22 protein-coding genes and 1 pseudogene are annotated in these 25,259 nt (G+C 36.0%); 6 read left to right on the forward strand and 17 right to left on the reverse strand.

Annotation, left to right across the window (positions count from 1 at the left end):
- The first annotated feature begins 150 nt into the window (after window positions 1–150).
- Window positions 151–384: a hypothetical protein gene (locus BOQ62_RS00595; protein ID WP_129036522.1), complete on the forward strand. Its 234-nt coding sequence runs from the start codon at window positions 151–153 to the stop codon at window positions 382–384.
- On the opposite strand, the gene BOQ62_RS00600 is transcribed toward BOQ62_RS00595, so the two are convergent.
- Window positions 385–1,215: an AraC family transcriptional regulator gene (locus BOQ62_RS00600; RefSeq protein ID WP_185146780.1), complete on the reverse strand. Its 831-nt coding sequence runs from the start codon at window positions 1,213–1,215 to the stop codon at window positions 385–387. It lies immediately after the preceding gene.
- 85 nt (window positions 1,216–1,300) lie between these two features.
- Between BOQ62_RS00600 and BOQ62_RS00605 the strand changes: the two genes are divergently transcribed.
- Genes BOQ62_RS00605 through BOQ62_RS24025 form a run of 3 tightly spaced genes read left to right on the forward strand, consistent with a single transcriptional unit; the run spans window position 1,301 to window position 2,834 of the window.
- Window positions 1,301–2,257, forward strand: a complete 957-nt coding sequence (locus BOQ62_RS00605) for an alpha/beta hydrolase (protein WP_129036523.1) — start codon at window positions 1,301–1,303, stop codon at window positions 2,255–2,257.
- On the forward strand, window positions 2,254–2,604 hold the full coding sequence (locus BOQ62_RS24020) for an NAD(P)H-dependent oxidoreductase (RefSeq protein ID WP_317127343.1): 351 nt from the start codon (window positions 2,254–2,256) through the stop codon (window positions 2,602–2,604). Before BOQ62_RS00605 ends, BOQ62_RS24020 begins: the two co-directional genes overlap by 4 nt.
- Window positions 2,601–2,834, forward strand: coding sequence for an NADPH-quinone reductase (modulator of drug activity B) (locus BOQ62_RS24025; protein ID WP_317127344.1), 234 nt, complete (start codon window positions 2,601–2,603; stop codon window positions 2,832–2,834). The genes BOQ62_RS24020 and BOQ62_RS24025 overlap by 4 nt, the downstream gene beginning before the upstream one ends.
- 4 nt (window positions 2,835–2,838) lie before the next feature.
- Here BOQ62_RS24025 and BOQ62_RS00615 read toward each other — a convergent pair whose 3' ends face one another.
- The 3 genes from BOQ62_RS00615 to BOQ62_RS00625 all read right to left on the reverse strand — a co-directional run bounded on the left by BOQ62_RS00615 (window position 2,839) and on the right by BOQ62_RS00625 (window position 5,288).
- The gene (locus BOQ62_RS00615; protein ID WP_129036524.1) at window positions 2,839–3,795 is read right to left on the reverse strand and encodes a hypothetical protein; all 957 of its coding nucleotides are present in this window, start codon (window positions 3,793–3,795) and stop codon (window positions 2,839–2,841) included.
- Between the two features lie 237 nt (window positions 3,796–4,032).
- Entirely contained in the window at window positions 4,033–4,797 is a 765-nt protein-coding gene (locus BOQ62_RS00620; RefSeq protein ID WP_129036525.1) for a hypothetical protein, read from the reverse strand.
- The gene (locus tag BOQ62_RS00625; RefSeq protein ID WP_129036526.1) at window positions 4,794–5,288 is read right to left on the reverse strand and encodes a MarR family winged helix-turn-helix transcriptional regulator; all 495 of its coding nucleotides are present in this window, start codon (window positions 5,286–5,288) and stop codon (window positions 4,794–4,796) included. Before BOQ62_RS00625 ends, BOQ62_RS00620 begins: the two co-directional genes overlap by 4 nt.
- Window positions 5,289–5,466: 178 nt before the next feature.
- Between BOQ62_RS00625 and BOQ62_RS22270 the strand changes: the two genes are divergently transcribed.
- Window positions 5,467–5,682: a hypothetical protein gene (locus BOQ62_RS22270; RefSeq protein ID WP_164976645.1), complete on the forward strand. Its 216-nt coding sequence runs from the start codon at window positions 5,467–5,469 to the stop codon at window positions 5,680–5,682.
- Window positions 5,683–5,742: 60 nt separating this feature from the next.
- Here BOQ62_RS22270 and BOQ62_RS00635 read toward each other — a convergent pair whose 3' ends face one another.
- The 4 genes from BOQ62_RS00635 to BOQ62_RS00650 form a co-directional block, all read right to left on the reverse strand.
- Window positions 5,743–6,900: an MFS transporter gene (locus tag BOQ62_RS00635; protein ID WP_129036527.1), complete on the reverse strand. Its 1,158-nt coding sequence runs from the start codon at window positions 6,898–6,900 to the stop codon at window positions 5,743–5,745.
- Window positions 6,901–7,308: 408 nt separating this feature from the next.
- A complete protein-coding gene (locus BOQ62_RS00640) occupies window positions 7,309–8,289 on the reverse strand; it encodes a T9SS type A sorting domain-containing protein (protein ID WP_129036528.1) in 981 nt (326 codons plus the stop codon).
- A 179-nt stretch (window positions 8,290–8,468) separates the two neighbouring features.
- Window positions 8,469–9,383 carry a helix-turn-helix domain-containing protein gene (locus BOQ62_RS00645; protein WP_129036529.1) on the reverse strand — a complete coding sequence of 305 codons (915 nt, stop codon included), beginning with the start codon at window positions 9,381–9,383 and terminating at the stop codon, window positions 8,469–8,471.
- A gap of 77 nt (window positions 9,384–9,460) precedes the next feature.
- Entirely contained in the window at window positions 9,461–10,258 is a 798-nt protein-coding gene (locus tag BOQ62_RS00650; RefSeq protein WP_129036530.1) for an SDR family oxidoreductase, read from the reverse strand.
- Window positions 10,259–10,392: 134 nt separating this feature from the next.
- Here BOQ62_RS00650 and BOQ62_RS00655 point away from each other — a divergent pair, with 134 nt between their 5' ends.
- The gene (locus tag BOQ62_RS00655; RefSeq protein ID WP_129036531.1) at window positions 10,393–13,734 is read left to right on the forward strand and encodes a DEAD/DEAH box helicase; all 3,342 of its coding nucleotides are present in this window, start codon (window positions 10,393–10,395) and stop codon (window positions 13,732–13,734) included.
- Window positions 13,735–13,766: 32 nt separating this feature from the next.
- Here the strand turns inward: BOQ62_RS00655 and BOQ62_RS00660 are convergent, their stop codons facing one another.
- The 9 genes and pseudogenes from BOQ62_RS00660 to BOQ62_RS24030 form a co-directional block, all read right to left on the reverse strand.
- Complete coding sequence (locus tag BOQ62_RS00660) at window positions 13,767–14,414, reverse strand: M48 family metallopeptidase (RefSeq protein ID WP_228413494.1); 648 nt, start codon at window positions 14,412–14,414, stop codon at window positions 13,767–13,769.
- Between the two features lie 37 nt (window positions 14,415–14,451).
- The gene (locus BOQ62_RS00665; protein WP_129036533.1) at window positions 14,452–17,628 is read right to left on the reverse strand and encodes a type I restriction endonuclease subunit R; all 3,177 of its coding nucleotides are present in this window, start codon (window positions 17,626–17,628) and stop codon (window positions 14,452–14,454) included.
- A gap of 129 nt (window positions 17,629–17,757) precedes the next feature.
- A complete protein-coding gene (locus BOQ62_RS00670; protein ID WP_228413523.1) occupies window positions 17,758–18,798 on the reverse strand; it encodes a restriction endonuclease subunit S in 1,041 nt (346 codons plus the stop codon).
- Window positions 18,759–18,926 (reverse strand): hypothetical protein, encoded by a 168-nt coding sequence (locus tag BOQ62_RS22275; RefSeq protein WP_164976647.1) that lies wholly within the window; start codon window positions 18,924–18,926, stop codon window positions 18,759–18,761. Before BOQ62_RS22275 ends, BOQ62_RS00670 begins: the two co-directional genes overlap by 40 nt.
- Window positions 18,923–20,485, reverse strand: coding sequence for a type I restriction-modification system subunit M (locus tag BOQ62_RS00675; RefSeq protein ID WP_129036535.1), 1,563 nt, complete (start codon window positions 20,483–20,485; stop codon window positions 18,923–18,925). The genes BOQ62_RS22275 and BOQ62_RS00675 overlap by 4 nt, the downstream gene beginning before the upstream one ends.
- A 412-nt stretch (window positions 20,486–20,897) precedes the next feature.
- Entirely contained in the window at window positions 20,898–22,208 is a 1,311-nt protein-coding gene (locus tag BOQ62_RS00680; RefSeq protein WP_129036536.1) for a T9SS type A sorting domain-containing protein, read from the reverse strand.
- Between the two features lie 240 nt (window positions 22,209–22,448).
- Window positions 22,449–23,623 (reverse strand): annotated as a pseudogene (locus BOQ62_RS00685) (acetyl-CoA C-acyltransferase).
- A 152-nt stretch (window positions 23,624–23,775) separates the two neighbouring features.
- A complete protein-coding gene (locus BOQ62_RS00690; protein ID WP_129036537.1) occupies window positions 23,776–24,276 on the reverse strand; it encodes an endonuclease V in 501 nt (166 codons plus the stop codon).
- Window positions 24,277–24,286: 10 nt separating this feature from the next.
- A complete protein-coding gene (locus BOQ62_RS24030; RefSeq protein ID WP_317127345.1) occupies window positions 24,287–25,096 on the reverse strand; it encodes a GNAT family N-acetyltransferase in 810 nt (269 codons plus the stop codon).
- Between the last annotated feature and the right edge of the window lie 163 nt (window positions 25,097–25,259).

The raw sequence follows: 25,259 nt of genomic DNA on the forward strand, positions 1-25,259 counted from the left end.
TCATAACTACGGATAAATATACAGATTTTAACCTATAAATTATCTTAGCAATTTGTATTATTTGGCTTTATCACTACATTTTGTATGATGATATGAAGTAAAATTTTCCGACCTTTGTACCGATTTTAGCATGAATAAAAACTCACAGCAATGGAAGAATTTGAAGTACCAGTAACCTATAAAGGTAAAGAAGAACTTTTTAATGTAAAACTGGCGGCATTTACCCATGGCTATAAATTCTATGTTGACGTAAATGGCTACGAAGTTGTTTTTGAACGGGATGATTCTGGCAATATGCGGGCACTTATACAGGATATCTCATCAGAATCTAAGGTAGATAAAGGACTCATTGAAGCCATTATGGAAGTATTTAATACTCTTTAGCTAAGCCGATTCCAATCTATAGACTTTAAGGCTTTTTCCTTTATGTCTCTTAAAAAATTTATTAATGTGGCTTTCATCGGCAAAACCAAACTCATCCGCAATTTCATGAACTCTTTTGTCGCTGAAACGCAATCTATGCTCTATCAGCCGGATTTTGTAGGAAGAAATATATTGCTGGATAGACTCATTACATTGTTTACGGAAATAACTTCCAAGATAGGTTGGCGATAAACCAAACTCATTGGCAATGGTTTCTACTTTCAGAAGTTTAGGCTGTCGGATGTTCTCCTGAATATAATCCAGAATCTGAAGAATACGGACATCTGCATTGGAAGAGATATTCTCCGGCTTAATAACTGCTATATTCCTTGCTGCAATAACAATAACAGCATTCACCAGATGGCGGGTAAGGTCTTCATTATACACTGACTCATGCTCGGCCGTCTGCCGTAAATTCTGAATTAGCAGATTCATCATTTTCTTATCCTCATTATTTACCAATACTGAACCTGATAAATGAGAAGCATAATACAAAAGGCATTCAATATGATCTATGCTTTTCCACTGATATTCTTTGATATAATTTTCTTCAAAACGGATCACCATAAACTCACAGATTCCATTCAGATCAAATCCGTGACAGTCATTGGGAGTAATTAAAAACAGATCACCTGCAGAATAGGCAATTCTATTCTCATTAACGATATGGTGCCCAATCCCGGAAATCACATATACAAGTTCGAAAAAGTTGAATTGCCTGTCTTTTAACGGGCATTGTTCTATCTTTTCATAAAAAACCTCAAGGGACTGGTATATATTTTCTCTTGCCATACTACAAAGATACCTAAATAAGCTTAAAATGTACCTGTTTTTGCCTATTTTATCAGTCTACTTTTGCTATACAAATTTATATACAATGCAAGAAAAAATAGATTGTGAGCTTTTAAAAGCCATTATAAACAGTCCATTTAACGAAATTGATTATGACTATTTATTAGCCAATGATCCTGCAAAGATCAGAGAAAAAGAACTGAATATAATGACTACGGAAGAATCAATACCAATTCCTATATCGCTTTCTGTGAAAGACATCCACATTCCTTCTTCTGAATCTCAAAGAAGCATAAGACTGAGGGTTTACAGACCAAAAGGGAAGCAAAACTTACCTGTACTCCTCTATTTCCACGGTGGTGCTTTTATATACGGAACTCCGGAACAATATGATTTTATCTTTTTCCGATTGGCATTGGATATTGATGCTGTCATCGTTTCTGTAGATTATCGGTTAGCCCCTGAACACCCCTTTCCGGCTGCAATGAAAGACGGCTATGATACGTTACTATGGTTATCTGAATCTGCCGGTCAAATCCATGGAAACAAAAACAATATAATAATTTGCGGAAGCAGCGCAGGAGCCACAATTGCAGCTTCAGTAACTCATTATGCAAGAGATAAAGAGGAAGTAAATATTCAACATCAATATTTACTATATCCTCCAACGGATCATATATTGGAAACCTCATCTATGCATGAATTAGCCCACGCTCCCATACAAACTAGAAAAGCAGCTGAATGGATGTGGAGGCACTATTTACAACACCGAATAACTCAACCACTTCAGTATTCTGTTCCGTTACGGGAAAAAGATTTTACCCATCTTCCGAATGCTACTATCATTGTATGTGAGTGGGATCCGCTGAAAGATGAAGGAAAGAAGTATGCTGAAAAGCTAAAAAATGCAGGCGTTTCAACTACTTTACTGGAAATTGAAGGAGCTGTACATGCTTTTGATTTCTTTCCCTGTCTGTTAGCAGAAACTTTTTACCAACAACAGGTCAAATTATTTAAAACAATTTTAACCCCTAAATCATGAAAAAAATTGTCGTAATTAACGGACATCCGGCTCAGGAAAGCTTTAACACTGCCATTGCAGAATATTATATCAATTCAGCTGTAGCTTCCGGGGCTGAGGTAAAATATATTCCTATTGGGAAATTGGACTTTAATCCTAATCTTCAATTTGGTTACCAACAAAGAACAGAACTTGAACCTGATCTTATAAAAGCTCTGGAAGATATTCAGTGGAGTGAACATCAGATATGGATACATCCTGTCTGGTGGCTGGGTATGCCTGCCATCATGAAAGGGTTCTTTGACAGGGCATTTCTTCCGGGAATTGCTTTTAAAAGTAATAAAAAGGCAGCAGCGAGGGGCTATTGAATGCGAAATCAGCAAGAATTATTACCACAGCCGGAGACCTATCCTCTGATGTATATGAAGAAGAGTATCAATCCAGTGGGCTTATTCAGCTTAAGAAAGGTATTTTAGAATACTGTGGAGTGTCACACATTGAGAACCATTTTATAGGTCCGTTGTACGAATTAACAGAAAAAGATAGAAAGGAATGGCTAAGCACCATCACAGAATTAGCCATCACCGATTCTTTATAAGACTTTAATACACTTCCAGGTCTTTAGTTCCTTTGGAACGATAGAGATAAAGGGTAATATAGGTTGTCATTATATTATCCTTTCCTTTTCTTTTAAAGTCACCCCAAAGGGCTGATTTTTCAGTATTGATCTTCTGGAGACATACTATTTTACCATCTGCATAAAAGGTCATTTTATAATCTTCAATAGGTTTTAGATCAAAAAATGTAATATCAGTATTTGTTCTGAATATATATTCGTTCCATCTCTGTTTTATTTCATTTGGTAGTAAATACAATTGTTCCGCCACCCTTTTTTCTCTGTTATAATAAATAGCAGCCAGGGTATTCCATGAACCTTTCATGTAAATATCTTTTACCTTATTATACTTGGCTACGACTTCCTGTTCAAGAACCTGTAATTTATCTTTATCATCTGTCATTAAAACTTCAGCATTTTCAAGAGTTTTTATATCATAGGGTGCTTCAGCAAAGAAAGTAAATGTATCTTCAAATATATTGGGGTTTCCTCGTTTTTTCTTAGAAGTTGAATATTTTTTCACTTCATTTTCTTCAAGGTTCCCAGACTGATTTTTCAATAACTTTACAAGCTTAATTTGTACTTCTGAACTGGGAGAAAGCTCAGAATCTGAAGTATTATTATCCTGATTAAATCCGGGAGTCATTTTAACGGTGACTTTTTGATTTCCTTTTTTGGTAATCCATTCATTCAGCGGAAAATAAGAATCGGCCAAACGACTTTCCGAGGTACTCCTGTGTTTTATAACAGGAATATCATTAATTAAAACTTCAAAAGAGCAGTTATTACCTGAGATATAAGCTCCATAACGGGATTCATCCTCAAAATATTCATTTTCCTGAATCGTTATATAATTATTTTGAATAGATATGACAGGTTCTGTTTTCTTCTCAGCATGAGCCGAAAAATAAAATATCAAACCTAATAAAAAGTATTTTTTCATATTTTTTTGATCTCCTATTTAATTTTTTCAATGAAATGTTCAGGATCATCAGTTTATTCTTACCATCAGTCATCATCATTTTCCCGATCTGATAAAAATAAGATAACTTTTTATATTGCCGTTACTCTATCAATGAAAGATAATGCAATAGCTTGGGAATATTGGGTATTACTAGATAATGGAGATCGTTTTGAAATCTCTTTTTCTTTTATGGATGTGCCCGAAAACCATTCATTCTTATTCAAAAACTACATAATTTACCTTATCAACTCCTGTATTTCCCGTTTTCTCATGATACGCATATAAGACAAGTTCATAATTTCCCGGAGAACCAATCATATGGCTTCCTTCAAACAGATTGGTTGAAACCAGCGACATATCTATATTCTTCACCAGTTTTCCGTCTTTTTTCAGAATTCCTTTCACTTCAATCTCATCGGAATTCCATACACCTCCTTTATCAATAACACATCCGCACATCATCACAATATTAGCCTGAAACAGGAAAGGTTTATCTTTAATACTGTTCAAAGCAATATACTGATGGGTTCTGGGTTTCAGAATATCAATAATATATCCGGGAATTTCAAGAATAATTCCTTCTCCCAGAATATGTTTCCCGGGAATCAGCCATAGCTCTGTGCTTACCACAGCCTGTGCCTGTTTGCTGTTCAGAGGAGAAACCACTTCTATATTCACAAATGTAGGTTCATCAATATCTACTGCAGCTATAAAACCTCCTGTCTGTTCATCTGTAATGGAGTTTCCTCTGATTTTAGGCGTTTTCATGATCAAATCTGTGTTTCCGGTGCTTCCGGTGGTATTTCCTTCTGCCAGAATTCTTTGATTAAGCTTATTTCTGATGATAATATGAGCTCCGCCCAATGAAGTTCCGATAAATTTGGCATCCCTTGCTTTGGCTCTGATCATGATTTTCGTTTCCGTTGCTGAAATCATTATATTGGAGAAAAGAAATGCTGTGATGAGAATTAATGTTTTCATGATTTGATTGATTTTAAATATTCCTGTTTAAATCTATGGTGAAAAGATTCATTTTTTAATTCCTGATCAATATGATCCAGATAAGTGAATATCGAGAGATCTTCTGATAATACCTTCAGAATGGCTTTTTCACAACTGTCCCAGATCTGCTCCAATTGAGGAAGCATTTCAATGGCTTTGGGTGATAATGAAATGATCTGTTTCCGCTTATCCAAACTATCTTTTTTAATGATAAGATAACCGCTTTCATTCATTTTTTTGACAATAACCACAACAGACGGATGAGAATATCCCAACGGTTCAGCAATATCAGTAATTGAAATTTCACCCTTCTTTTGCAGCAGCATAAAAACCAGATACCAGTTCGGCTCAACATCAATTCCGAATTCTTTATAAAATTTGCGAACATCATGAGACATCCTGTCACTGATTCTTTTCAGTCTGCTATCCAAAGCTTTATACCCTAATTCTTTAATAAAGTCGAAATCCATCTGAAATATATTTGCTGTAAATATATAAAATATAAAGTCAACTATATAGTTAACTTTATATATTTTGAAATAAATTTTACACATAATGGAGAAATTCCGGATCAAAAGACACTTACTTAAAGCTTTTCTTATATTCACCGGGAGTAACTCCTCTATACTTTTTGAAAAGTTTAGAAAGGTGGCTTTCATCACTGAACTGGAGTTCATAAGATTTCCGGAGCGAAATATTCAGCTCGAAAATATAGAAGTAACTCATTCTGAACACCATGGATTGGCCATTTATATTGAAACTCATGTTACAGGAGAAATCACCACCAAAAGGAAATCATCAGCTATCTTTCTATTTGATAAAGAAAAAGCACTCTGGCTTCATCTTATAGAAAACTGGATATAAATTTTATAGAGTGACAGCCCTGAAATCAGGGATGTATTTTTTTATAACAGAAAAGATTCATTACGATTTCCTGAATACTTTCATCTGTCCGGTCATAATCGCCAGTAAAATCCCAAAGCAGGCAAAAAGGCCGTAGGAATATCTTAGATCAAAGCTCTCCGCAATATATCCGATAAGAGGCGGCCCCATCAGAAACCCTAAAAACGATATGCTGGAGACAAATGATAAAGCAATGCTCGGAGCGACTGTACTCACTTTTCCTACTGTACTGTAAACGGATGGTACACTAAGGGAACTTCCAAGACCAATAATCATAAAAGCAATGATACAGATCCACAGTTCCGGGAAGAAAACACTTAGGAAAAGTCCTCCGCTCATCAATATCCCACAGCATTGCAAAACGATCTTTTTTCCGTATTTCTCAATAATTTTATTTCCGATAAAACGACCTAAAGTCATCATTAAAATAAAACTTGTATATCCCAGTATCACAAGATTTTCTGGTGCTTTAACTATGGTCTGAAAATATACCCCGCTCCAGTCGAACATTGCGCCTTCAATCGCCATACTCAGAAATCCTATAATTCCCAAACCAAACAATGTAGGATTCACAGCCTTGAATATAGACCGGGTCTGAGGCTCTGCTTTATGGATAATATTGGTCAGATTTTTTGTACTGTAAAACCAAAGTATTCCTACAAGAATAAAAATAACACCAAAATGATAAAAAGTGCCTACATGGAGATTGATCATTAACAAACCTACAACAGCTCCTGTAAGTCCGGCAAAACACCAGGCTCCATGATATGAAGAAAGAAGGGTTCTTTTCGTGATTGATTCTATTTCTATCGCCTGAGTATTGATCGCAATATTGCACATATTCCCTGAAACTCCAAAGAAAAATAAAACAACCCCAAGCGTCCAGTAAGAAGGTGACAAACCAATTAATAACAGAAAAAAAGGATACAGCAAAAAGCATCTTTTAATAATCCCGCTGCTTCCGTAGATACTGATCAGTTTTCCAGCCAAAACCATTGTAGAAAGCTGTCCTATCGGCATGAGCAGCAATAGTGTTCCTAATTGTGCTTCATTAATGGAAAGAGCGGTTTTAATGATAGGAATCCGGCTCGCCCATGAAGAAAAAACAAGCCCGTGGGCAAAGAAAAGTAAAAAACAGGCTCTCGGCATTTTTGCATTAAAAGATTCTTTCTCGTTCATTATAACAGGGGGATAAAAATTCCTTTTGCAAAGTTAGAGAGGCAAACCCATTAAAATCTAGTCCGTTTTTGTCATTTTTATGTTCCATTTTAACCAATAACAGAAATTCAGTTCTCATCATAGTTGAAAATCATTTTATTTTTTGAATATCGATTTTATTTTTCATTAATTTCGGTCTATAAAAATCAGCCATGAAAGAAAAATGGATTTCCTATCTAACAATTTTAACCGGAGAAACCGTTGAATTAATTCCTACAGTATTTTGGATGATGAATGGAATACAGCCCGACTTAAAATTGAAACTCTGATAAAAGAAAAGCAACATCAATAAAAAACAGTATAAAATCAATTCCAGTTTAGAAAAGATATTATACTGTCACTCTATTAAGGTTTAAAACTGAATTCAGGTTATTTTTTTATAATTTTCTTTGAAACAAATCCTCCTTTTTTCAGTTCTCCCCTAAGAATATATACTCCTTTGGAAAGCCCTGAAATAGTAATAGTTTTAGAATTCCCTTCCTTTACAACAGTTCTTCCATCCAGAGAAGTTACCGTTATATTGATGATATCTTCCTTAGTATCAAGAGTAATAACATCAGCAGAAGGATTAGGATAGACTGCTATTTCTTTCTTTCCGATTTCAGGATCAATAGTAGATAAAGAGGCCGTTTCAGGATAAGAAACGCTTTTTACAACGCTTGTATTTCCATTGATGGTAAATGTATTAACTGCAAAATTAAATACGATTCCTGCACTCTGGCTTACCCACATATAAGATTCATTGGTATAATTGAAAGGTCCCGGCGTTTGTGTAGCGGTTCTCATTCTTTTAATCCTCAGAACATTCGGATAAGTTCCTGTAGGAGTCGTAATGGTTCCATAGCCATCCACTGTATACTCTACCTGACCTGTTTCGGTCATATTAGCTACTCCTCCCGAAGTTACATTGAACTGATAGTTATCGGTAAACTGTTGCAGATAAGTAACAGGAAAATTAAAATTAATCAAAGGATCAGAATAAGAGATCAACATATCTCCCGGATTAGCATAGGTTCCCAACATTACATCCTGTGTATCTGATATAGAAGTAAAATCATAGACATCGGAAAGCGTTGGTGTGGTGATTCTGTTGGCTCCCGGAAACCTAAAGCAGTTGGCTTCTCCCGGGCAGGCTTTTGTGGTGTTTGTATTGACATTGGGAGCTGCATAAGCAGAAAAATTCCATGTAATATTCGCTCCGGAAGGGCCTGCAGTCACACTAGGGTCTACATCTCCTGCTCTGAAGGTATGGGGTATATTTACCCTGTCCACAGCAGATCTCGTTACAGAAGGCTGAGCATAGGCTGCCATTCCTATAACTAGAAATAAAACAGAATTTAGCTTTTTCATATGGTTTAGTTTTAAAATTTGGTGTCGTGTATGGTACAACAAATGTATTTTTAGTTCCAAAAGCGATCAATCCTGAAAAGAATGTATTTTTATCTACCTGAAATCCGGTATTTTTTATATTACGATGAATGATTATTTTATGTAAAAAAATACCCGGTGTATGAACCGGGTAATAATATCTAATTGAAAGATTGTCTGTAACTCAGAGGGGTTTTATCTGTCTTCTTTTTGAACAGCTTATTGAAAGACTGTGGGTGTTCAAATCCCAGTGCATAGGCTACTTCAGATACAGAAAAGCCTGTGGTAGTAAGATATTCCTTCGCCTTTTCAATCAGTTTTTCATGAATATGCTGCTGGGCATTCAATCCTGTGAGATTACGAAGCATATCACTCAGATAATGAGGTGACAGATTGAGTGTGGAAGCCAGAAATTCTACCGTAGGAAGCCCTTTATTCAGTGTTTCCTGCTGATTAAAATAATTTTCCAGCACAACATCCATTTTAGTCAGTAAATCATTATTGACCGCTTTTCTTGTGATAAACTGTCTTTTGTAAAAACGGTTGCTGTAATTGAGAAGAACATCAATATAAGAAACAATAACATCCTGGCTTACTTCATCAATAGCTGTATTTAATTCATTTCCAATATTATCCAACAAACCTGTTATCGTCGTTTTTTCCTGATCAGACAAATGCAGTGCTTCATTGGTATCATAAGAAAAGAAACCGAAGTTCTTGATTTTCTTTGCCAGATCATAACTTCTGATAAAATCCGGATGCACCAATAAAGTATATCCACAGTATTCTGCATTCTCATCGGTAGAAAGAACCTGTCCGGGAGCAGTGAACATCATTCCCCCTTCATTGAAATCATAATATCCCTGCCCATAGCCCATTTTTCCAACGGTAGAATACTTGTAAGAGATTTTGTAAAAATTCAGGATAAAGCTTCTCCTAAGCATATCCTTTTTGATACTCATTTTTGTATTATCCACAAGGCTTACCAAAGGATGAAGTGGTTTAGGGAGCTGCAGCATATGGTGCAGTTCAGATATGGATGAAATTTTCAAAGGGATGGTATCTTTCTTTTCCATGATATAAATTTATAAATTATTTGACGGAAAAGACAGCATAAGTGTGATTTACTTTATCCTGTCTTTCAAAAACCTGACTAAACAAACTGTTTTCCAAACTGCTCTCTGAAAGCTTCATCCCCTAATTCAACGCGCTGTGCATAGATTGCTTTAGCATCTTCTCCGGCTACATATCTCAACTGTTTTTTGCCATCTGTAGCAGCCTCATACACTACTTTTGCAATCTGCTCCGGTGTGGAAGCCGCTTCCATCATTCCTTCCATTTTAGAAAACAGAGAATTGGTCATATCTTCATAAGCAGGGCTGGATGCTGAATCCAGGGAACGGCTTACAAAATCCGTCTTAATCCCTCCGGGAGATACGGTTTTAATATCAATTCCCAATGTATTAAGTTCAAAAGCCAGACTTTCGCTCCAGCCTTCAAGTGCCCATTTGGTAGCGTGATAAGTAGAACCTAACGGGAAAGCAACCAGTCCTCCAATAGACGTTGTAGAAATGAACATTCCTTTTTTCTGCTCTCTGAAGTAAGGAATAAATGCCTGTGTAACGCGTATAACTCCTAATAAATTCGTGTTCAGCTGTTTTACGATTTGATCGTCAGAAAGAGCTTCCAAAGGCCCTATTAAGCCATATCCTGCATTATTGTACACCACATCAATGTTTCCAAGCTCCAAAGCCAGTTTCACAGTGGATTGTATCTGTTCCGGATTGGTAACATCCAGCGGAAGTACGGTTACATTCTCCAGCACAGCAAGATCGGCGGCTGCTTCCGGGTTTCTCATCGTAGCAATTACTTTCCATCCTTTGTTTTGAAATAATTGGGCAGTTGCTTTTCCTAATCCTGTAGAAGCACCTGTTATAAAAATTGTTTTCATTTTTTTTGATTTAAAATTGTAGGACAAAGTTCAGCATTAGAGCAAGCGCAGAAGTTGCCAAAATGGGGTAAGCTGTAGCCAAAACGGATTCTTCAATACATTTGTTTTTTGTAAGTTTGTCTCCATCTATTTTTATGGCAGAATATATTCTTGACAACATTAATATCAGTACACTTTCCGTATATGACCTGCTGAAACATACCTCAGACAGTACATTTATCGAAATCCGGGATTTTCGCGAGATCTACCCTGCTGCTATTGAAATCAATACAGGAATATTTACAAAACAATCTTCACTGCAAGATTTCCCAATGGTTACCATCAGTAAAGTAGGCAGTTCGCTTCTTTGCTCGTGTACCTGTGACTCTCTTAAAGACCAGCTTTGTTCTCATCAGGCAGAAATTATTCACTGCATTATTGAGGATAAAAATTACCGCTTGTTTTTTGATGAAACGCTCCGTAAAAAGACGCTTACGCCAAAAGCCAAACCATATGGTCTTGAAAATGAAACTGATCTGGATCAATATTTTCAGCTGGAATACGCTGATGGCAAAATTGAAATATTGCCCAAGATCAAAGAAATGCTTCCTGTATATGATATGATGCTGACAAAAGATCTTCTTCCTCAGCTTCCTTCTAAACTGGATGAGCTGGCTGTACTGGAATCGGGTAAAAAGCAAATATTGGTCATTGGGAAACACCGTTATTACAATCATATGACCTTCTCTCTGATGGAGGCTGAAATAACGCAGACAGGAAAAATAAAAAATCCAGTTACTCCTGTAGATGCCATGCAGCTGATATGGAAAGCAGAGAAACCGGCAGACATCAAATTTTACACTGCTATTACCTCTTTTCAGAATAATTACAATGAAGACTACAATCCTTCAGAACTGGAAGCTTTAAAGCTCATTGTACAGAATCCTCTTGAACTGGAAGTCTATTATCATGACCGGGAAATCGCAGAATCTGTTTCTGCAAAGTCACTTTCTCGCATTGAATTAAACACTTTAGATGCAGAGCTTCAATTATCTGTATTTAAGAAAGATCCATTTTTTGAAATAACCGGAGAATTGCTCTTTAATGACATTTCTGTTCCTTTTAAAAATATTGTTCTCAGAAATGAGTATTTTGTCTATAACCGAAACATTTTCAGCTTTATAGACAATCCGGACATACTCAAAATCATACGTTTTTTCAAAGCTAATAATGAAATTTTGCTCATTCATTCTTCAAAATATGAAGCATTCATGCAGAATATTTTATCTAATTTAGAAGATAGTATTCACATCAATTACAGCTATATACAACCCGCAACGAAAGTACAGCTTGAATATAAAAACTATAAGACTGAAAAAGTCATTTATCTCCGTCAGCAGGAAAATTATATAGGAATTACCCCCGTCATGAAATACGGAGAGGTAGAAGTTCCGGTGTATTCCAGAAAGCAGATTTTTGATACCGATCAAAATGGAAATCCTTTTAAAATAGAAAGAAATGAATCGGCTGAAGCCCGCTTTACTTCTTTGGTAATGCAGCAGCATCCTGATTTTGAAGAACAGATGGACGGTTATCAATATTTTTATCTTCACAGAGATAAGTTCCTGGATAACAACTGGTTTCTTGAGGCATTTGAGACCTGGAGAAATGAAGGGATCATCATACTCGGCTTTAATGAGTTAAAAAACAATAAATTAAATCCTCACCGGGCTAAAATCAATATTCAGATCACCAGCGGACTGGATTGGTTTAATGCTAAATTAAAAATAGGATTTGGCCCCAAAGAAGCTTCGTTGAAACAACTTCATCGTGCCATCAGGAATAAAAGTAAATTTGTTCAGCTTGATGACGGAAGCATGGGAATTCTCCCTGAAGAATGGATAGAAAAAATATCGGCTTATTTCCATGCGGGAGAAATTGATGAGGAACTCTTAAAGATTCCGAAAATCAATTTTACGGAGGTGACTTCACTGTTTGAAAAAGAAGTACTAAGCCAAGAGATTCAGGAAGAACTTACCTCTTATTCAACAAACTTTTCAAAAGTAAAGGATATTCCGGAAGTGGCTATTCCTGCTGAATTGCATGCTGAACTGAGAGATTATCAGCATGACGGGCTGAACTGGCTTAATTTTCTCGACAGTTTCAACTTTGGAGGATGTCTTGCCGATGATATGGGATTGGGAAAAACCATCCAGATTATTGCATTTATTCTTTCACAAAAGGAAAAGCTAGGGCATACGACCAACCTGATTGTAGTACCTACTTCCCTGCTTTTCAACTGGCAGGAAGAGATAACCCGGTTTGCGCCTTCTATAAAAGTTCTGCTCCATTATGGCACAGACAGACCAAAAACAACGGCTCATATGCCTGATTATGAAGTGATCCTCATAACCTACGGGATGCTTCTTTCGGACATTCAATTTTTGAAAAACTTTAATTTTAATTATGTATTTCTGGATGAATCTCAGGTGATTAAAAATCCCAATTCTGAAAGATATAAAGCCGCACGTCTTCTTCAATCGAGAAACAGGATTGTTCTGACTGGTACTCCTGTAGAAAACAGTACTTTCGATCTTTACAGCCAGCTTTCTTTCGCTTGCCCGGGATTATTGGGCAGCAAACAGTATTTTAAGGATATCTATGCGATTCCTATTGATAAATTTGAGTACAGCAAGCGGGCAATGGAGCTTCAGCAAAAAATAAAGCCATTTATTCTCAGAAGAACGAAGAAACAGGTTGCCAAAGAGCTTCCGGAAAAAACGGAAACAGTTATTTACTGTGAAATGAATACGGAACAGCGCAAGATTTACGATGCTTATGAAAAAGAACTCCGTGAATTTATTGCAGCCAATGATGACGATGATCTGAACAAAAACAGCATGCATGTCCTTACAGGTCTTACAAGGCTCAGACAGATATGTAATTCCCCTGTTCTGATGAAAGAGGGATATTCTGGTGAAAATGCTGTTAAAATCGAAATTTTGATGGAGCAAATCCTTGGGAAGTCAAAGGATCATAAAATTCTTGTTTTCTCACAATTTGTCGGAATGCTGGATCTGATAAAGGCTGAACTGGAACGTCACAATATTCAGTTTGAGTATTTAACGGGACAAACTAAGGACAGAGGTGAAAAAGTAGCTCATTTTCAGAACAATGAGGATATCCGTGTATTTCTGATTAGCTTAAAAGCGGGAGGCGTTGGTCTCAATCTTACCCAGGCAGATTATATCTACCTTGTGGATCCTTGGTGGAATCCTGCTGCTGAAAACCAGGCTATCGACCGTAGTTATCGTATAGGACAGACCAAAAATGTCATTGCTGTACGAATGATCTGCTCCAACACCGTGGAAGAAAAGATACTTACGCTTCAGAAAAAGAAAAAAGAACTGGCTCAGAATCTTCTTACTACTGACGGAAAAAAACTTCAGGGATTGTCTAAGCAGGATCTGATGGATTTGCTAGGATCTGGTTCATAAAAGATATGGTCACTATTTCCGAATATTACATTCTACAACTTCGTCTCATACATTTTAGCATCCAGCTCTTTCCAATTGAAAATATGTTTAGATAATTCAGCCCAAAATTCTTTTGAATGGCTTTTCACTTTGGTATGAACAAGCTCATGAACTACCAAATATTCTATTAGTGAAAATGGTAGTTTAACTGCATGAAAATTTATTATTATGGTATTCGACGGTGTGCAACTTCCCCATCGTTTTTCAAGCTTCATAAACTTGACATTTTTGTATTGTAACCCTATCGTTTTGGATTTCTTTCTTAAAATAGGTTCTATTTTTTCCTGTGCTTTTAATCTGTAATAGTTTTCAACAGCTTGACGTAAATTTTCTTGAGTATTCAAGTGATTCGGTAATCTAATCTTGAATTTAGATTCCGTAAAATCAATTTTAATTTTATCACTTTCATTTTCAATAATGAGCTCAACATAATACTTTCTTCCCAGATATTGAATTCTGGAACCAGTGATAATTTCACCTTCATTAATGGAGCTTACCAACTCTAATTTATCTAAAATCCATTTGGCTTTTCTTAGTATTAATTTATCAGCTTGCTCAATTGAAATAGCTTTACCTTTGAGAATAACACCAACGTCTTTTTCTACGCTAATATAATGCGATTTAAGACCATCTTTTTCCATGATTGAATACTCAATGGTTTTATTGCCATATTGCACACTATACATCTTTATTCTTCTTTAAAACATCTACCATTTCTTTTGCTTTAGCCTTAGCTTCTGACCGCTCCAACTTAGTGCTCAAAAATCGTATTATCTTATTTTCAATATCTTTTTGAACCTGACCTTTACTCTCCCATGATACAATACTCAGCTCGCCGTTGATAAGATCAAACAATGTTTTGGTTGCATCGTCGGCAGTACTATCAAAAAGCGTTTTCATCGAGTTATAAACAGCTCGTTCCCGTTCTGTCACAAAACCTTTTTGCTCACCTTCTTTTTGCTCGTTGATAATTTCATCTTGAATTGTAGTGTAAGCTAGAAGTAATTGAGCTTCATCAATTCGCTGGGCTTCTTTTTGCTTCAACAATTCATCTAGCCTTTGAGCCAATGGTTTGTAAAAATCAGGATTCTTATCTAATCCAACTTTAATGACGTGTTTCAAGTTATTTCGCATCTTTAGTTCTTTGGTTGCAGGTGATGCGTTCATGATTTCCTCTTTAAATTTATTTTTGTCAATAATAGAAATTGGTTCAGATAATAAACTATGAACTCCGTTTGATTTTAGATGTTCATCAATCATCATTTGGAGCATTTTACTTTCGTCCTTACTGATTTTCAATTCATCATCATCAGGAAATGCATTTTTAGCTCTTATTTTAATTTCATTAAATAACTTAAAGTCACGTTGATACTTCAAAGCCTTGGTATTTGGCAAGACGATATTGATTGATTTGTTAAAGTCTTTCAGTAGAGATTTGAAATCGTCTCGTATGTTGATGGGTTCAATATAACTTAGTGCTAAATCAATATAGGCCTCTCTTTCGTAGTTTCTATCAATTTTCAATGGTTTAAAGAAATCAACTAATTTGGTATGATTCATTTCTAACTTTGGAAATTCTTCATTGATATTCTTTAAAATATCATCAGGTCTTATGTCACCAGAAAAGATTTCTAACGCTTGAATTAAATATGCCGTGATTCCGTTATAATCTACAATAAAACCCGCATTTTTACCCTTTCTGGAACGGTTTACTCTGGCAATGGCTTGAAGAAGGTTGTGTTCCTTCAAAGGTTTATCCAAATACAAACAAGAGGCAATAGGAGCATCCCAACCTGTTAGCAACATATCTGAAACGATCATAATCGCTGTATTGTCAAATTTTTTCTTACCTGATTTTTCGGTTTCTTCTTCGTTTCCAAAAGGCAGTTTAAAATCGTCCGTAGCATCTTTGATGTTTTCGGGCGGTACAACGTATATTGGTTTTTTATGAGCAGGATTATTTCTATTCCATTCTAAGGTTTCATAGTAATCTTTAGCAATGGCATCCGTTTTTGGTGAACTTATACTTACTACTACTTTGGACTCAAAACTATGATAGCCTTCTTCTTTGAGTCTGTGTAAGGTTTGCTGGTATTTAATGGCTGATTCTCTTCCGCTACATACCAACATGGCTTTATGACCATCTGGAAAAATTTTATCCCTGAAATGGTCAATTAAATGTCTGGAAATATCATCAATCCGTTCTGCTGATAATTGGTATTTTTTAAGAGCTTCTCGTTTTAGTTTATCCTTTTTTTCTTCAGATGCATCACCAAATTTCGCCTCAAATTCTTCATCAATAGCTTCTTTTTTAATATCTAACTTGCAGATCCCTTCATCATATAATAACTTAACAGTAGCTTCGTCAGCAACAGATTCTGTAATGGTATAAACATCAATATATTCTCCTCCATAAAATTCTCCTAAAGTCGATTTATCTTCTTTAGAGATTGGAGTTCCTGTAAAGGCTATAAACTTAGCATTGGGCAATACCGTTCTCATGAAAGAAGCCAAAAAACCATAATGACTACGGTGTGCTTCATCTACTAAAATATAAAGATTTTCTTTTCTTGAAAGCTCTTCTAATTCTATTTCAACACGATCAATTTCTACCCATTTCCCTTTTTGCAGCTCTTTGGTAATCTTGACAAGCGTTTTGTCTTTTATATGTTTTTCTATGATCAAATTACCGCGCTCTTCTAGTTCGGTTTGGTCGGTAGAGTCTGTTGCTTCTTTATCTGTTTCCTGAAATTTTTGTATCGTGGTCGTAATTATTCCTCCGTAATCATTGCGAAGCAACTTGTCTAAATGTACTACTGAGGAAGCTTGGTTCACATTCTTGAATCCCACATTTTGCAATGTCGTAGTAATTTGTCTATCCAAATCCTTTCTATCAGTCATTATCATCACCGTCGGATTATCAAAACCATATTCCGGGGCCTGTAATTTACGGGCTACATAAGCCATCGTTAAAGATTTACCAGAACCTTGCGTGTGCCAAACGACACCACCTTCTCCAGCTTGCAGGCGTTCTATAGTTTTATTAGTAGCTCTTATTTGTTGGTATCGTGGTAGTTTTTTTATAGTAATCCCATTCTCCAATTCAAATAAAACAAAATGACGAATAATCTCCAACACGCGTTCTTTCTTGAAAAGGGCGATGAGCAGTTTATCTTGTTCTGTTTTGGCAAGAGCCAAAATATCAGCATCCTCTTTATTGGTCTTAAAAACAGAATAAAACTGTTGCGGCGAATTGATCGCCCCATATCTCCCACCAACTTTCCAAATCCCTGCACATATCTGGTTGAAATGAAACAGCTTCTCTGAGTTTTCCTGGTAATATTTTAAATCTCCGTAAGCAGAATCCCAAGCAGTTGAAGATCTTGGAGATTTACATTCTATGATACCAATAGGGAAACCATTGATGTAAATAACCAAGTCAGGAATAGAGTGTCGAAACCTTCCGTGGAATTTCATTTGACTCACCACCAAAAAGTCATTGTTTTCTATATTTTCATAATCGATGAAATGTACTGCATGAAATCCTTCTACGCCATCAATAATTTGTTTGACGGTATAAGTTCCTCCTCTCATCAGTTCCCAGACCTTCTGGTTAATCTCCATTAATGAAGTTCCTGTAACCGTTGTAATGAGCGTATAGGCTTTATTAAGGTTATTGTCGTTTATCCAGGGATTAATGCGTTTAATAGCGTCTAATAATCTTTTTTTAAGAATTACCTCGGTGATATCATTGCGTTCCTGACGCTGCTCCCCATTGAAATAATGGTAGCCCATTTCTTGCAACAATGCTATGGCTGGCAACTCGCTATAAATATACTCCGGCTTGTTATTCATAAAGCTTTTATTATCTAAATTTGTATTGTTTATTACCTTATGGCTGGAATCTAAAAGGTATACTGCTCAACCAAAAATAAGTGTTTTTTATACCTTTTTGTTTTCTCTCGCTTGGTAACTTTTTCTCGATTAAACTTTTACCCTAATTTTTCCTGTTAATAATTGTTGCATCAAGCCTTGTTTTAACTCTTGGTAGTGGGTTTTCTTTTCGGATAGTACTTCTAGTTTATCATCTACAGAACTTAAAATATCAGCTATTTTTTGTTGTTCTTTTAATGGAGGAAGCCCCATTACAAATTCTGATAAAATATTCCATGATGTTCTTGGCATTTTTGTGCCAAACGATTTTGAAACTGAGTTTTCAATAAAATCATCTCTTTGAATTGTATAAAATAAATATTTACTGTCAAAATTTGATAAAGGTTGTAACACCATTAATTCACTTGTACATCCCCCGTAAAACTCACATTGCCAATACTTCCTTAAGTATGGTCTTAATTTACAGAATAATACATCACCAACATTAAATTCATTCTTTATACTTGATTTATCCTCAATCGGACTATAACCAATAAGCCTTCCTGTACCTTGCTCAATATGTTCTAGATCGACACATTTTCCGTCTTCTTGTTTAAATTTTTTTGAACTTATTGAACATACATTGTTAAAATTCGCTACCTTCCAACTCTCAGGAATCATCCCCAAAGGAGAATCCTTAAACTTAGTATGCCCGATTCCTTTGGTTAGCAAACGTTGCATTAATCCCTTTTTGAGTTCTTGGGTTTCGGTAATTTGTTGGTCTATGACCACAATTTTTTCATCTACGGTGCTTAATATTTCTGCTATTTTTTGTTGTTCTGGGAGGGGTGGAAGTGGGATTTCCATATCAGAAATCATATTTTTCCTTACGGAGTCAACGGAATTCTTAGCACTTAATCTCATTACCCTTTCATAAAAATGATTCGAAAAAAAGTAATATAAAAATTTACCAGTTATATTATCACTGAAATTATGAATATTATATACTCTTTGGTGATAATCAAACTTACAATTTAGATAATGATATATTTTACCTACTCCAACTCCATCACCTGAAGTTAGAATAGCCTCACCATCAAACGAATATGAATTTATTCTTTCAACTGTATTTGAACGAACAAAAAAGGATATTCTCCTCCTTCAACCTTATCCTGTGTATCTTTTCCACCAGTACAAATATCTGCTTCGTTTCCAATTATACTTTTATTCCATTCTTTCGGAATTTCGTTTAATTGAGATTGTTTATATCCTATACTCATACTCCCAATTCTTTTAAAAATACAGCCAATTTCTCATCAATTTGAGCTTCCTTTTTTTCCAATTCAGAAAGCTTTTGGTGAACCGATTTAATATCCACTTCAACTTCTGCTTCTGAGGTATCAATAAAACGAGAAATGTTCAAGTTGTAATCATTTTCAGCTAATTCTGAAATAGTTACAATACGCATGTATTTTTCTACATCAGTTGCGCCATCGTATGCATTTACTATTTTAGTAATATGTTCTGGTAATAATTCGTTTTGATTTTTTCCTTCTTTGTAATCACTGCTGGCATCAATAATGGTTACTTTCCCTTTTTGGGCTTCGGTTTTATTTTTATTAATAATCCAAATTGAGGCAGGTATTCCTGTGTTGTAGAACAATGCGCTTGGCAACCCTACAATTCCTTCTACCAAGTCAGCTTCAAGTAATGCTTTACGAATTGTTCCTTCGGTTCCGCTTCTAAACAAAGTACCGTGTGGTAAGACAACACCCGCTTTTCCGTCTTGTTTTAAAACCGCTATCATATGTTGTAAAAAAGCTAAATCTGCATAACCTCTTGGCGGTATTCCAAATTGGAAACGTCCGTATGGGTCGGTTACTTCTTTGGTATAATTGGGGGTTATTCTTTTCTCTTTACCGTTCTTATCCAATTTTACTTCGATCGAGTTTTCAGCAGGTGTCCACCATCCATCCATAGAGAATGGAGGATTCGCAATCACACGGTCAAATAAATCCAACTCGTTATTTTCGTTTTTATGCTGTGGCGTGATTAAGGTATCTCCTTTTCGAATATCAGCATCCATAAAATTATGAAGCAGCATATTCAATTTACCAATAGCCCAAGTACCTAAGTTTTTTTCTTGTCCAAACAATGATACATTGATATTGTTTCCTACTTTTCCATTGGATTGTTCAGCAATATATCGAGCCGATTCAATCAACATACCCCCTGAACCACAAGTGGGATCATAAATTTTTTGTTTGGGTTCTGGTTTTATCAGTTGTACAATCAATTGCACTACACCACGAGGTGTATAGAATTCTCCTCCTTTTTTACCTGCATCATCGGCAAACATTTTAATCAAATACTCATACGCATCACCTAATAAGTCATTTGATTCCAGGTGAGAGTTTCTTAATGAGTGTTGATTAAAGTGCCTTAAAAGACGTTGTAATAATTCATCAGATAACTTTTCTTTATCTCCAAATTTGGTGGCAGTCATTACACCTTCTAAAGAAGTATTTTCACGTTCAATCCCTGCAAAAGCTTTATCTAAAGCAATACCAATATTCTCCGTTTCTTTTTTGATGGCTTCCCAACGAGATTCGATTGGCATTTGAAAGTAAGTTTCATCTTCTGCTTCCTCACGAGAAACACCATCACGAGTCATGATGTTTTCAACCTCTTCTTCAAATACATCGTTAGAGCGTTTTAAGAATAATAACCCAAAAATGTAATTTTTAAAATCTGAAGAGTCAATGCTTCCTCTTAATATATTTGCGGAATCCCAAAGCCAGCTTTCTAAAGTGCTTAGAGATAATTTATTATCAGTCATTACGATATTTATCCTTTTATTTGAAGCGTAAATATAGCACAAAACAGAGGATTTTGGAAGGTTTTCTATAAATTCTCAAGCAAAAACAAATCCATTATAAAAAGTAATTTTAAAGAACCAAAGCCTTGAGAATTGACATCAAAGGTCAAAAACAGTATTAACCACATTACTTTATCAATATAATTCAAAACTATTTAGCATTTCCACATTAATTTCAATCATAAACAACTTGTGATAATCATAGTTGCCGCTTCCTTTTTATGGAAAAACAATGGAAGAAGTACTCAGCCTGGCATCTTTCGAAAACTGAATATTATTACTGTTCAGAGAGTCTGTAATAAAAAACCGACAGGTAAAGGACCTGTCGATAAAAAACAAAAATTGATATGGATATGATTTAGATATGATGTGTCTATTTTTTAATAATCTTTTCTGTGACTGTTTTCTGATTTTTTGTCTTGATTTTGATCAGATAAGTACCTGGAACAAAACTGTCCATAGAAACGGTTAAAGAATTACCCTCCAGCATCTTTTGTCCGGACATATTGTAAATTTCGTATTTCTCTAACCCTTCTTTCATCTTGATCGTCACTGAATCAGATGTAGGATTCGGATAGAGTTGTACATTGGCAGAAGAATCTTTAGAAACTTCTGATGTTGAAAGGCTTTCTGGCTGAATTGTAAGGGTATAATCCTCTACCTGACCGATAAACCAACCTGAAGGACATGCTAGGTTTTCCAACGTTCCCATCGATGAATTGGATTCATACGCTTTTACCAGTCTGAATCGGGTATCTCCCAGCTTTGCTCCTGCCGGAATGGTGATACTCCCTGTTGTAACCCCGGACTGGTGGCCAGAAACCGGATTGGAGTTGTCCAGATAGCCCAGATTAAACTTTTCATCAGCATCAAACTGATTATTATGGTTCAAATCAATATAAGCATAAGCTGACACGGTTGCCTGCCCATGAGTACCTCCAGTTACTGTTATCGGATAAGTATTTCCACGGTTCACATTGAAAACGGTTGCCGTAAAGTTCTCAAGAACATCGGAATTTCCGTCAAGTACACTATTTTTAACCGTTCCTGCAAATTCTACTGTACTAATTTCGCTTACTGTAAGAGTTGTGATGTTTTCAGTACCGCAATAAGGAGCCGGAAAATTGGCTGTATTTCCTATAATATTAACGGTATAATCTTCTGTCTGCCCTGCTCGCAAGCTTGTATCGCAAGCTGAACTGATAGAATTAGCCGCTGCAGGATTTGAATAAGCCTGAACATTGGTATTTTTAAGCACTCTCATTCTTGTGCTTCCATTAGCAGCATTGGCTGGGATTGCTATGGTATTGTTGATCGTAAAAGCATTGGCTGGATTAGCTGCTGCAAGTCTTCCGATATAAAAACTTTCTCCGGCATCATCAAAATTTCCATTCTGGTTAAAGTCTATAAAAACTACTACATCACTGGGAAATGTACTTGAAGGGCCTTTCACAGAGATCGGATAAGAACTTCCAGACTGCAAATCTGTAGTAATTGCAGTAAAATTCTCATAAATTTGCGCATTCGAGGACTGAACAGGTGATGTATTATTAATGCTTCCGAAAGTCACATTACTAATCATATTGCTGTCAGCTCCATACTGAAAGGCTGGTGTACAATACTGCACCTGCGCATTCATCAGCGAGGCAAGTACAATACCGGAAAGAGTAGTTATTTTCTTCATTTTCTTCGTTTAATTTCTTAGGACAAATTTATATTTATTTAGAATGAATAAAAATAACAACGTGATGATATTTGTCAGTTTAATAAAAATAAGCCATTTTCAATCTTATAGTATTTATTAAAAATTTCGATTTATCAATAGATAATCAATCTGTTACCAATAGAAAAGATCTTTCCCGAATTTAACTTCAAGAAAGATCTTTTTTAAATAATCATTGAAATCCAAGGTATTTTATTCCTTTTATCCTATATTTTCAATAAGAACTGCGGAAGCTCCTCCTCCTCCATTACAGATCGCAGCAATCCCATATTTTCCTTTTTCCTGGCGTAAAATATTCACCAAAGTGGTCATAATTCTGGCACCTGAAGCACCAATCGGATGCCCTAATGCAACCGCACCTCCATACACATTTACCTTGTCCAGATCATACCCAAGGATTTTCTGATTGGATAAAATCACAGAAGAATACGCTTCATTAATTTCAAAAAAATCAATATCAGACAGAGTAAGACCGGTTTGTTTCAATAGCTTTTCAATCGCTACAGAAGGTGATGTCGTAAACCACTCTGGTGATTGGGCAGCATCTGCATAAGAAACTACTCTTGCCAGCGGCTTCAGGTTATGGCGTCCTATAGCTTCTGAGGATCCTAAAAGTATCGCTGCTGCGCCGTCATTCAGATTACTGGAATTGGCAGCGGTGAGTGTTCCGTCTGCTTCAAATGCAGGTTTCAAAAGGGATATTTTCTCGGGGATCAGCTTATCAATATCTTCGTCTTTATCAACGATTGTAGTTCCCTTTTTACCTTCAATCGATATTTGGATTAATTCCTTATCGAACCTGCCATTTTTGGCTGCTTCCTGGGCTCTATGGTAAGATAACAATGCATAGTCATCAAGTTCTTGTCTGGTGAGTCCATATTTTTTACGCCTAATTCGGCGGCACTTCCCATGTGAAAGTCATTGTATACATCCCACAGGCCATCTTTAATCAGTCCGTCAGTAAGGTGGGTATCCCCCAGCTTTGTTCCCTGACGGATTTTGACGTAGTGCGGAACATTACTCATACTTTCCATTCCTCCTGTCATGACGATATGATCCAGCCCAAGCTGAATCTGTTGGGCTCCAATCATGGCTGCCTTCATTCCGGATGCACAGACTTTATTGATCGTGGTAGCATCTTTATCAACAGGAATTTTAGCAAAAATTGCAGACTGTCTTGCAGGCGATTGTCCTAGTCCTGCACTCAGTACATTTCCCATATAAACGCTGTCTATATGCTCGGGTGCAAGGTTGATGCTTTCATAAGCATTCTGAATAGCAAGAGCCCCCAACTGAGGTGCTGTAAATCCGGACAGGCTTCCCATAAAACCACCAAGCGGAGTTCGTTTTGCTGATACTATAAATACTTCTTTCATAAATTTACTTTTACAATATACCGATCAGTATATCTTTAATTAAAAAAAATCTCTTTTACTCTAGTGAGGCTATAACAAAGATAATCAAAATATACCAATCGGTATATTAATGATAAAAAAAAATCTTACTGCTATTAGTAAGATTTTATTCTTTATGACCTGCTTAGCTGATCTAATTTTTTCAGCAGTGTTGGCATTCTATAAGCACCATGCATGTGTTCTACTTTTAATTGAACTTCATCTACATCTATTCCTTTTGCTGTCACAAAAAGTGGTGTTTTACTTTCTCCACGCACTACATTTCTACGCTGGGAATCCGGTGTTGTAAATTCATTCTTTGCAATACCCACTATAGGATACTTTTCTTCCAATTCTTTGTAAAGGTGTCCGCCTAAGCCAATTTTCCCATCATTATCCAAGGTTACATATCCATCGACAATGATAATGTCTTCCGGTCTTAATGTTATTTTCTTCAACAGACTTAAGATACAGGGTAATTCTCTTTTGTAAAAGGCTCCACTTTCATATTCTGAACTTACAGAGGTCTGTTCTATAAAGGTTTCCACTTCTTTTTCAGAGGCCCAATCTTCAAATGCAATACACACCGTATTAGCATAACCCTCATAATAGTAGGTATCAAATGCGTAAATCATATTATCTTCCTTAAAAAAACTCACCAAAATGCCACAAAATCCCGGACGGATCATGTACAAAACATTCTTTACCCCAATCCATGGTTCTTACAGGCGTCAATCTTACATTTTCATATTTGTCCGTAAGCCCTAAAGACAGAAGTTCCTTCCAGAATTCGTCGGTATTGGTAACTTCCATAAAGATCATGGTATTATCAACCCAGTCTTTTGCATAGTAATCCTGCAGATAAAAGCCAATCTCTTCTCGTATAAACAATGATAATTTAGGTTCCAGAACAATTTCTTCAAATCCCAGATCTCTGTAAAAGTTTCTGCTGATTTCAAAGTTTTGTGCCCCGATAAAAGGTCTGATAGATTTCAGTTTGGGTGTCATAGTTTTTATATTTTTCCAGTTTTCAAAGGTCATTTCAAACTTGATTTCTCCTTTTCCATGGATTCCGGCTTCCTTCCAACCAGATTCTCTGTAGAAGATCTCAGCTCTTGTTTCAGGTGAGGTGCCCAGCCATACAGAGTCTTTAGTCTGTTCAAAATACCAATTAAGCATAATATCATGAAGTTTTCTACCAATTCCTTTGTTTTCAAAATCAGGATGTACGAAGAGTGCCCAGATATTATTCTCTTTCAGGTCTGCAATGGAAAAACCAACAATCTGATCTTCCATCTCACATACCCAGCCTTTTCCTCTTTGAAACAGAAACTCTTCACAGTCTTTATTGGTAACTAATCCCGGATCCGACAGTGTGTTTTCTTTTACAGCATTCCTTACAATCTGAATCTGTGGAATGTCTTTTAGTTTTGCCTCACGGATGATGGTTTTCATGTTGATGGATTTGTTGGCAAACGTAAAGACACAAGATATTTTTCGATGAAGTTTTTAAAGCGCAAGGATTTTATCTTCGAAAAAATTTGATCATGTTCAAAGCGCTGTAAATAAAAGATATTTTATGCCTTTGGGCTTACTAATGTATTTCAGTGTAATCTAA

Source organism: Chryseobacterium sp. CH21, from assembly GCF_004119445.1.
GTDB lineage: Bacteria > Bacteroidota > Bacteroidia > Flavobacteriales > Weeksellaceae > Chryseobacterium.

Excerpts from the sequence above, each read along its gene's own strand:
- BOQ62_RS00615 (WP_129036524.1), bottom strand. The coding sequence starts at position 3,795 with ATGAAAAAATACTTTTTATTAGGTTTGATATTTTATTTTTCGGCTCAT.
- BOQ62_RS00595 (WP_129036522.1), top strand. The coding sequence starts at position 151 with ATGGAAGAATTTGAAGTACCAGTAACCTATAAAGGTAAAGAAGAACTT.
- BOQ62_RS00680 (WP_129036536.1), bottom strand. The coding sequence starts at position 22,208 with ATGAAGAAAATAACTACTCTTTCCGGTATTGTACTTGCCTCGCTGATG.
- BOQ62_RS22275 (WP_164976647.1), bottom strand. The coding sequence starts at position 18,926 with ATGAGTATAGGATATAAACAATCTCAATTAAACGAAATTCCGAAAGAA.
- BOQ62_RS00620 (WP_129036525.1), bottom strand. The coding sequence starts at position 4,797 with ATGAAAACATTAATTCTCATCACAGCATTTCTTTTCTCCAATATAATG.
- BOQ62_RS24020 (WP_317127343.1), top strand. The coding sequence starts at position 2,254 with ATGAAAAAAATTGTCGTAATTAACGGACATCCGGCTCAGGAAAGCTTT.
- BOQ62_RS00655 (WP_129036531.1), top strand. The coding sequence starts at position 10,393 with ATGGCAGAATATATTCTTGACAACATTAATATCAGTACACTTTCCGTA.
- BOQ62_RS00665 (WP_129036533.1), bottom strand. The coding sequence starts at position 17,628 with ATGAATAACAAGCCGGAGTATATTTATAGCGAGTTGCCAGCCATAGCA.
- BOQ62_RS00645 (WP_129036529.1), bottom strand. The coding sequence starts at position 9,383 with ATGGAAAAGAAAGATACCATCCCTTTGAAAATTTCATCCATATCTGAA.
- BOQ62_RS00640 (WP_129036528.1), bottom strand. The coding sequence starts at position 8,289 with ATGAAAAAGCTAAATTCTGTTTTATTTCTAGTTATAGGAATGGCAGCC.
- BOQ62_RS00605 (WP_129036523.1), top strand. The coding sequence starts at position 1,301 with ATGCAAGAAAAAATAGATTGTGAGCTTTTAAAAGCCATTATAAACAGT.
- BOQ62_RS00650 (WP_129036530.1), bottom strand. The coding sequence starts at position 10,258 with ATGAAAACAATTTTTATAACAGGTGCTTCTACAGGATTAGGAAAAGCA.
- BOQ62_RS00635 (WP_129036527.1), bottom strand. The coding sequence starts at position 6,900 with ATGAACGAGAAAGAATCTTTTAATGCAAAAATGCCGAGAGCCTGTTTT.
- BOQ62_RS00625 (WP_129036526.1), bottom strand. The coding sequence starts at position 5,288 with ATGGATTTCGACTTTATTAAAGAATTAGGGTATAAAGCTTTGGATAGC.
- BOQ62_RS24030 (WP_317127345.1), bottom strand. The coding sequence starts at position 25,096 with ATGAAAACCATCATCCGTGAGGCAAAACTAAAAGACATTCCACAGATT.
- BOQ62_RS00600 (WP_185146780.1), bottom strand. The coding sequence starts at position 1,215 with ATGGCAAGAGAAAATATATACCAGTCCCTTGAGGTTTTTTATGAAAAG.
- BOQ62_RS00675 (WP_129036535.1), bottom strand. The coding sequence starts at position 20,485 with ATGACTGATAATAAATTATCTCTAAGCACTTTAGAAAGCTGGCTTTGG.
- BOQ62_RS00660 (WP_228413494.1), bottom strand. The coding sequence starts at position 14,414 with ATGGAAAAAGATGGTCTTAAATCGCATTATATTAGCGTAGAAAAAGAC.
- BOQ62_RS00690 (WP_129036537.1), bottom strand. The coding sequence starts at position 24,276 with ATGATTTACGCATTTGATACCTACTATTATGAGGGTTATGCTAATACG.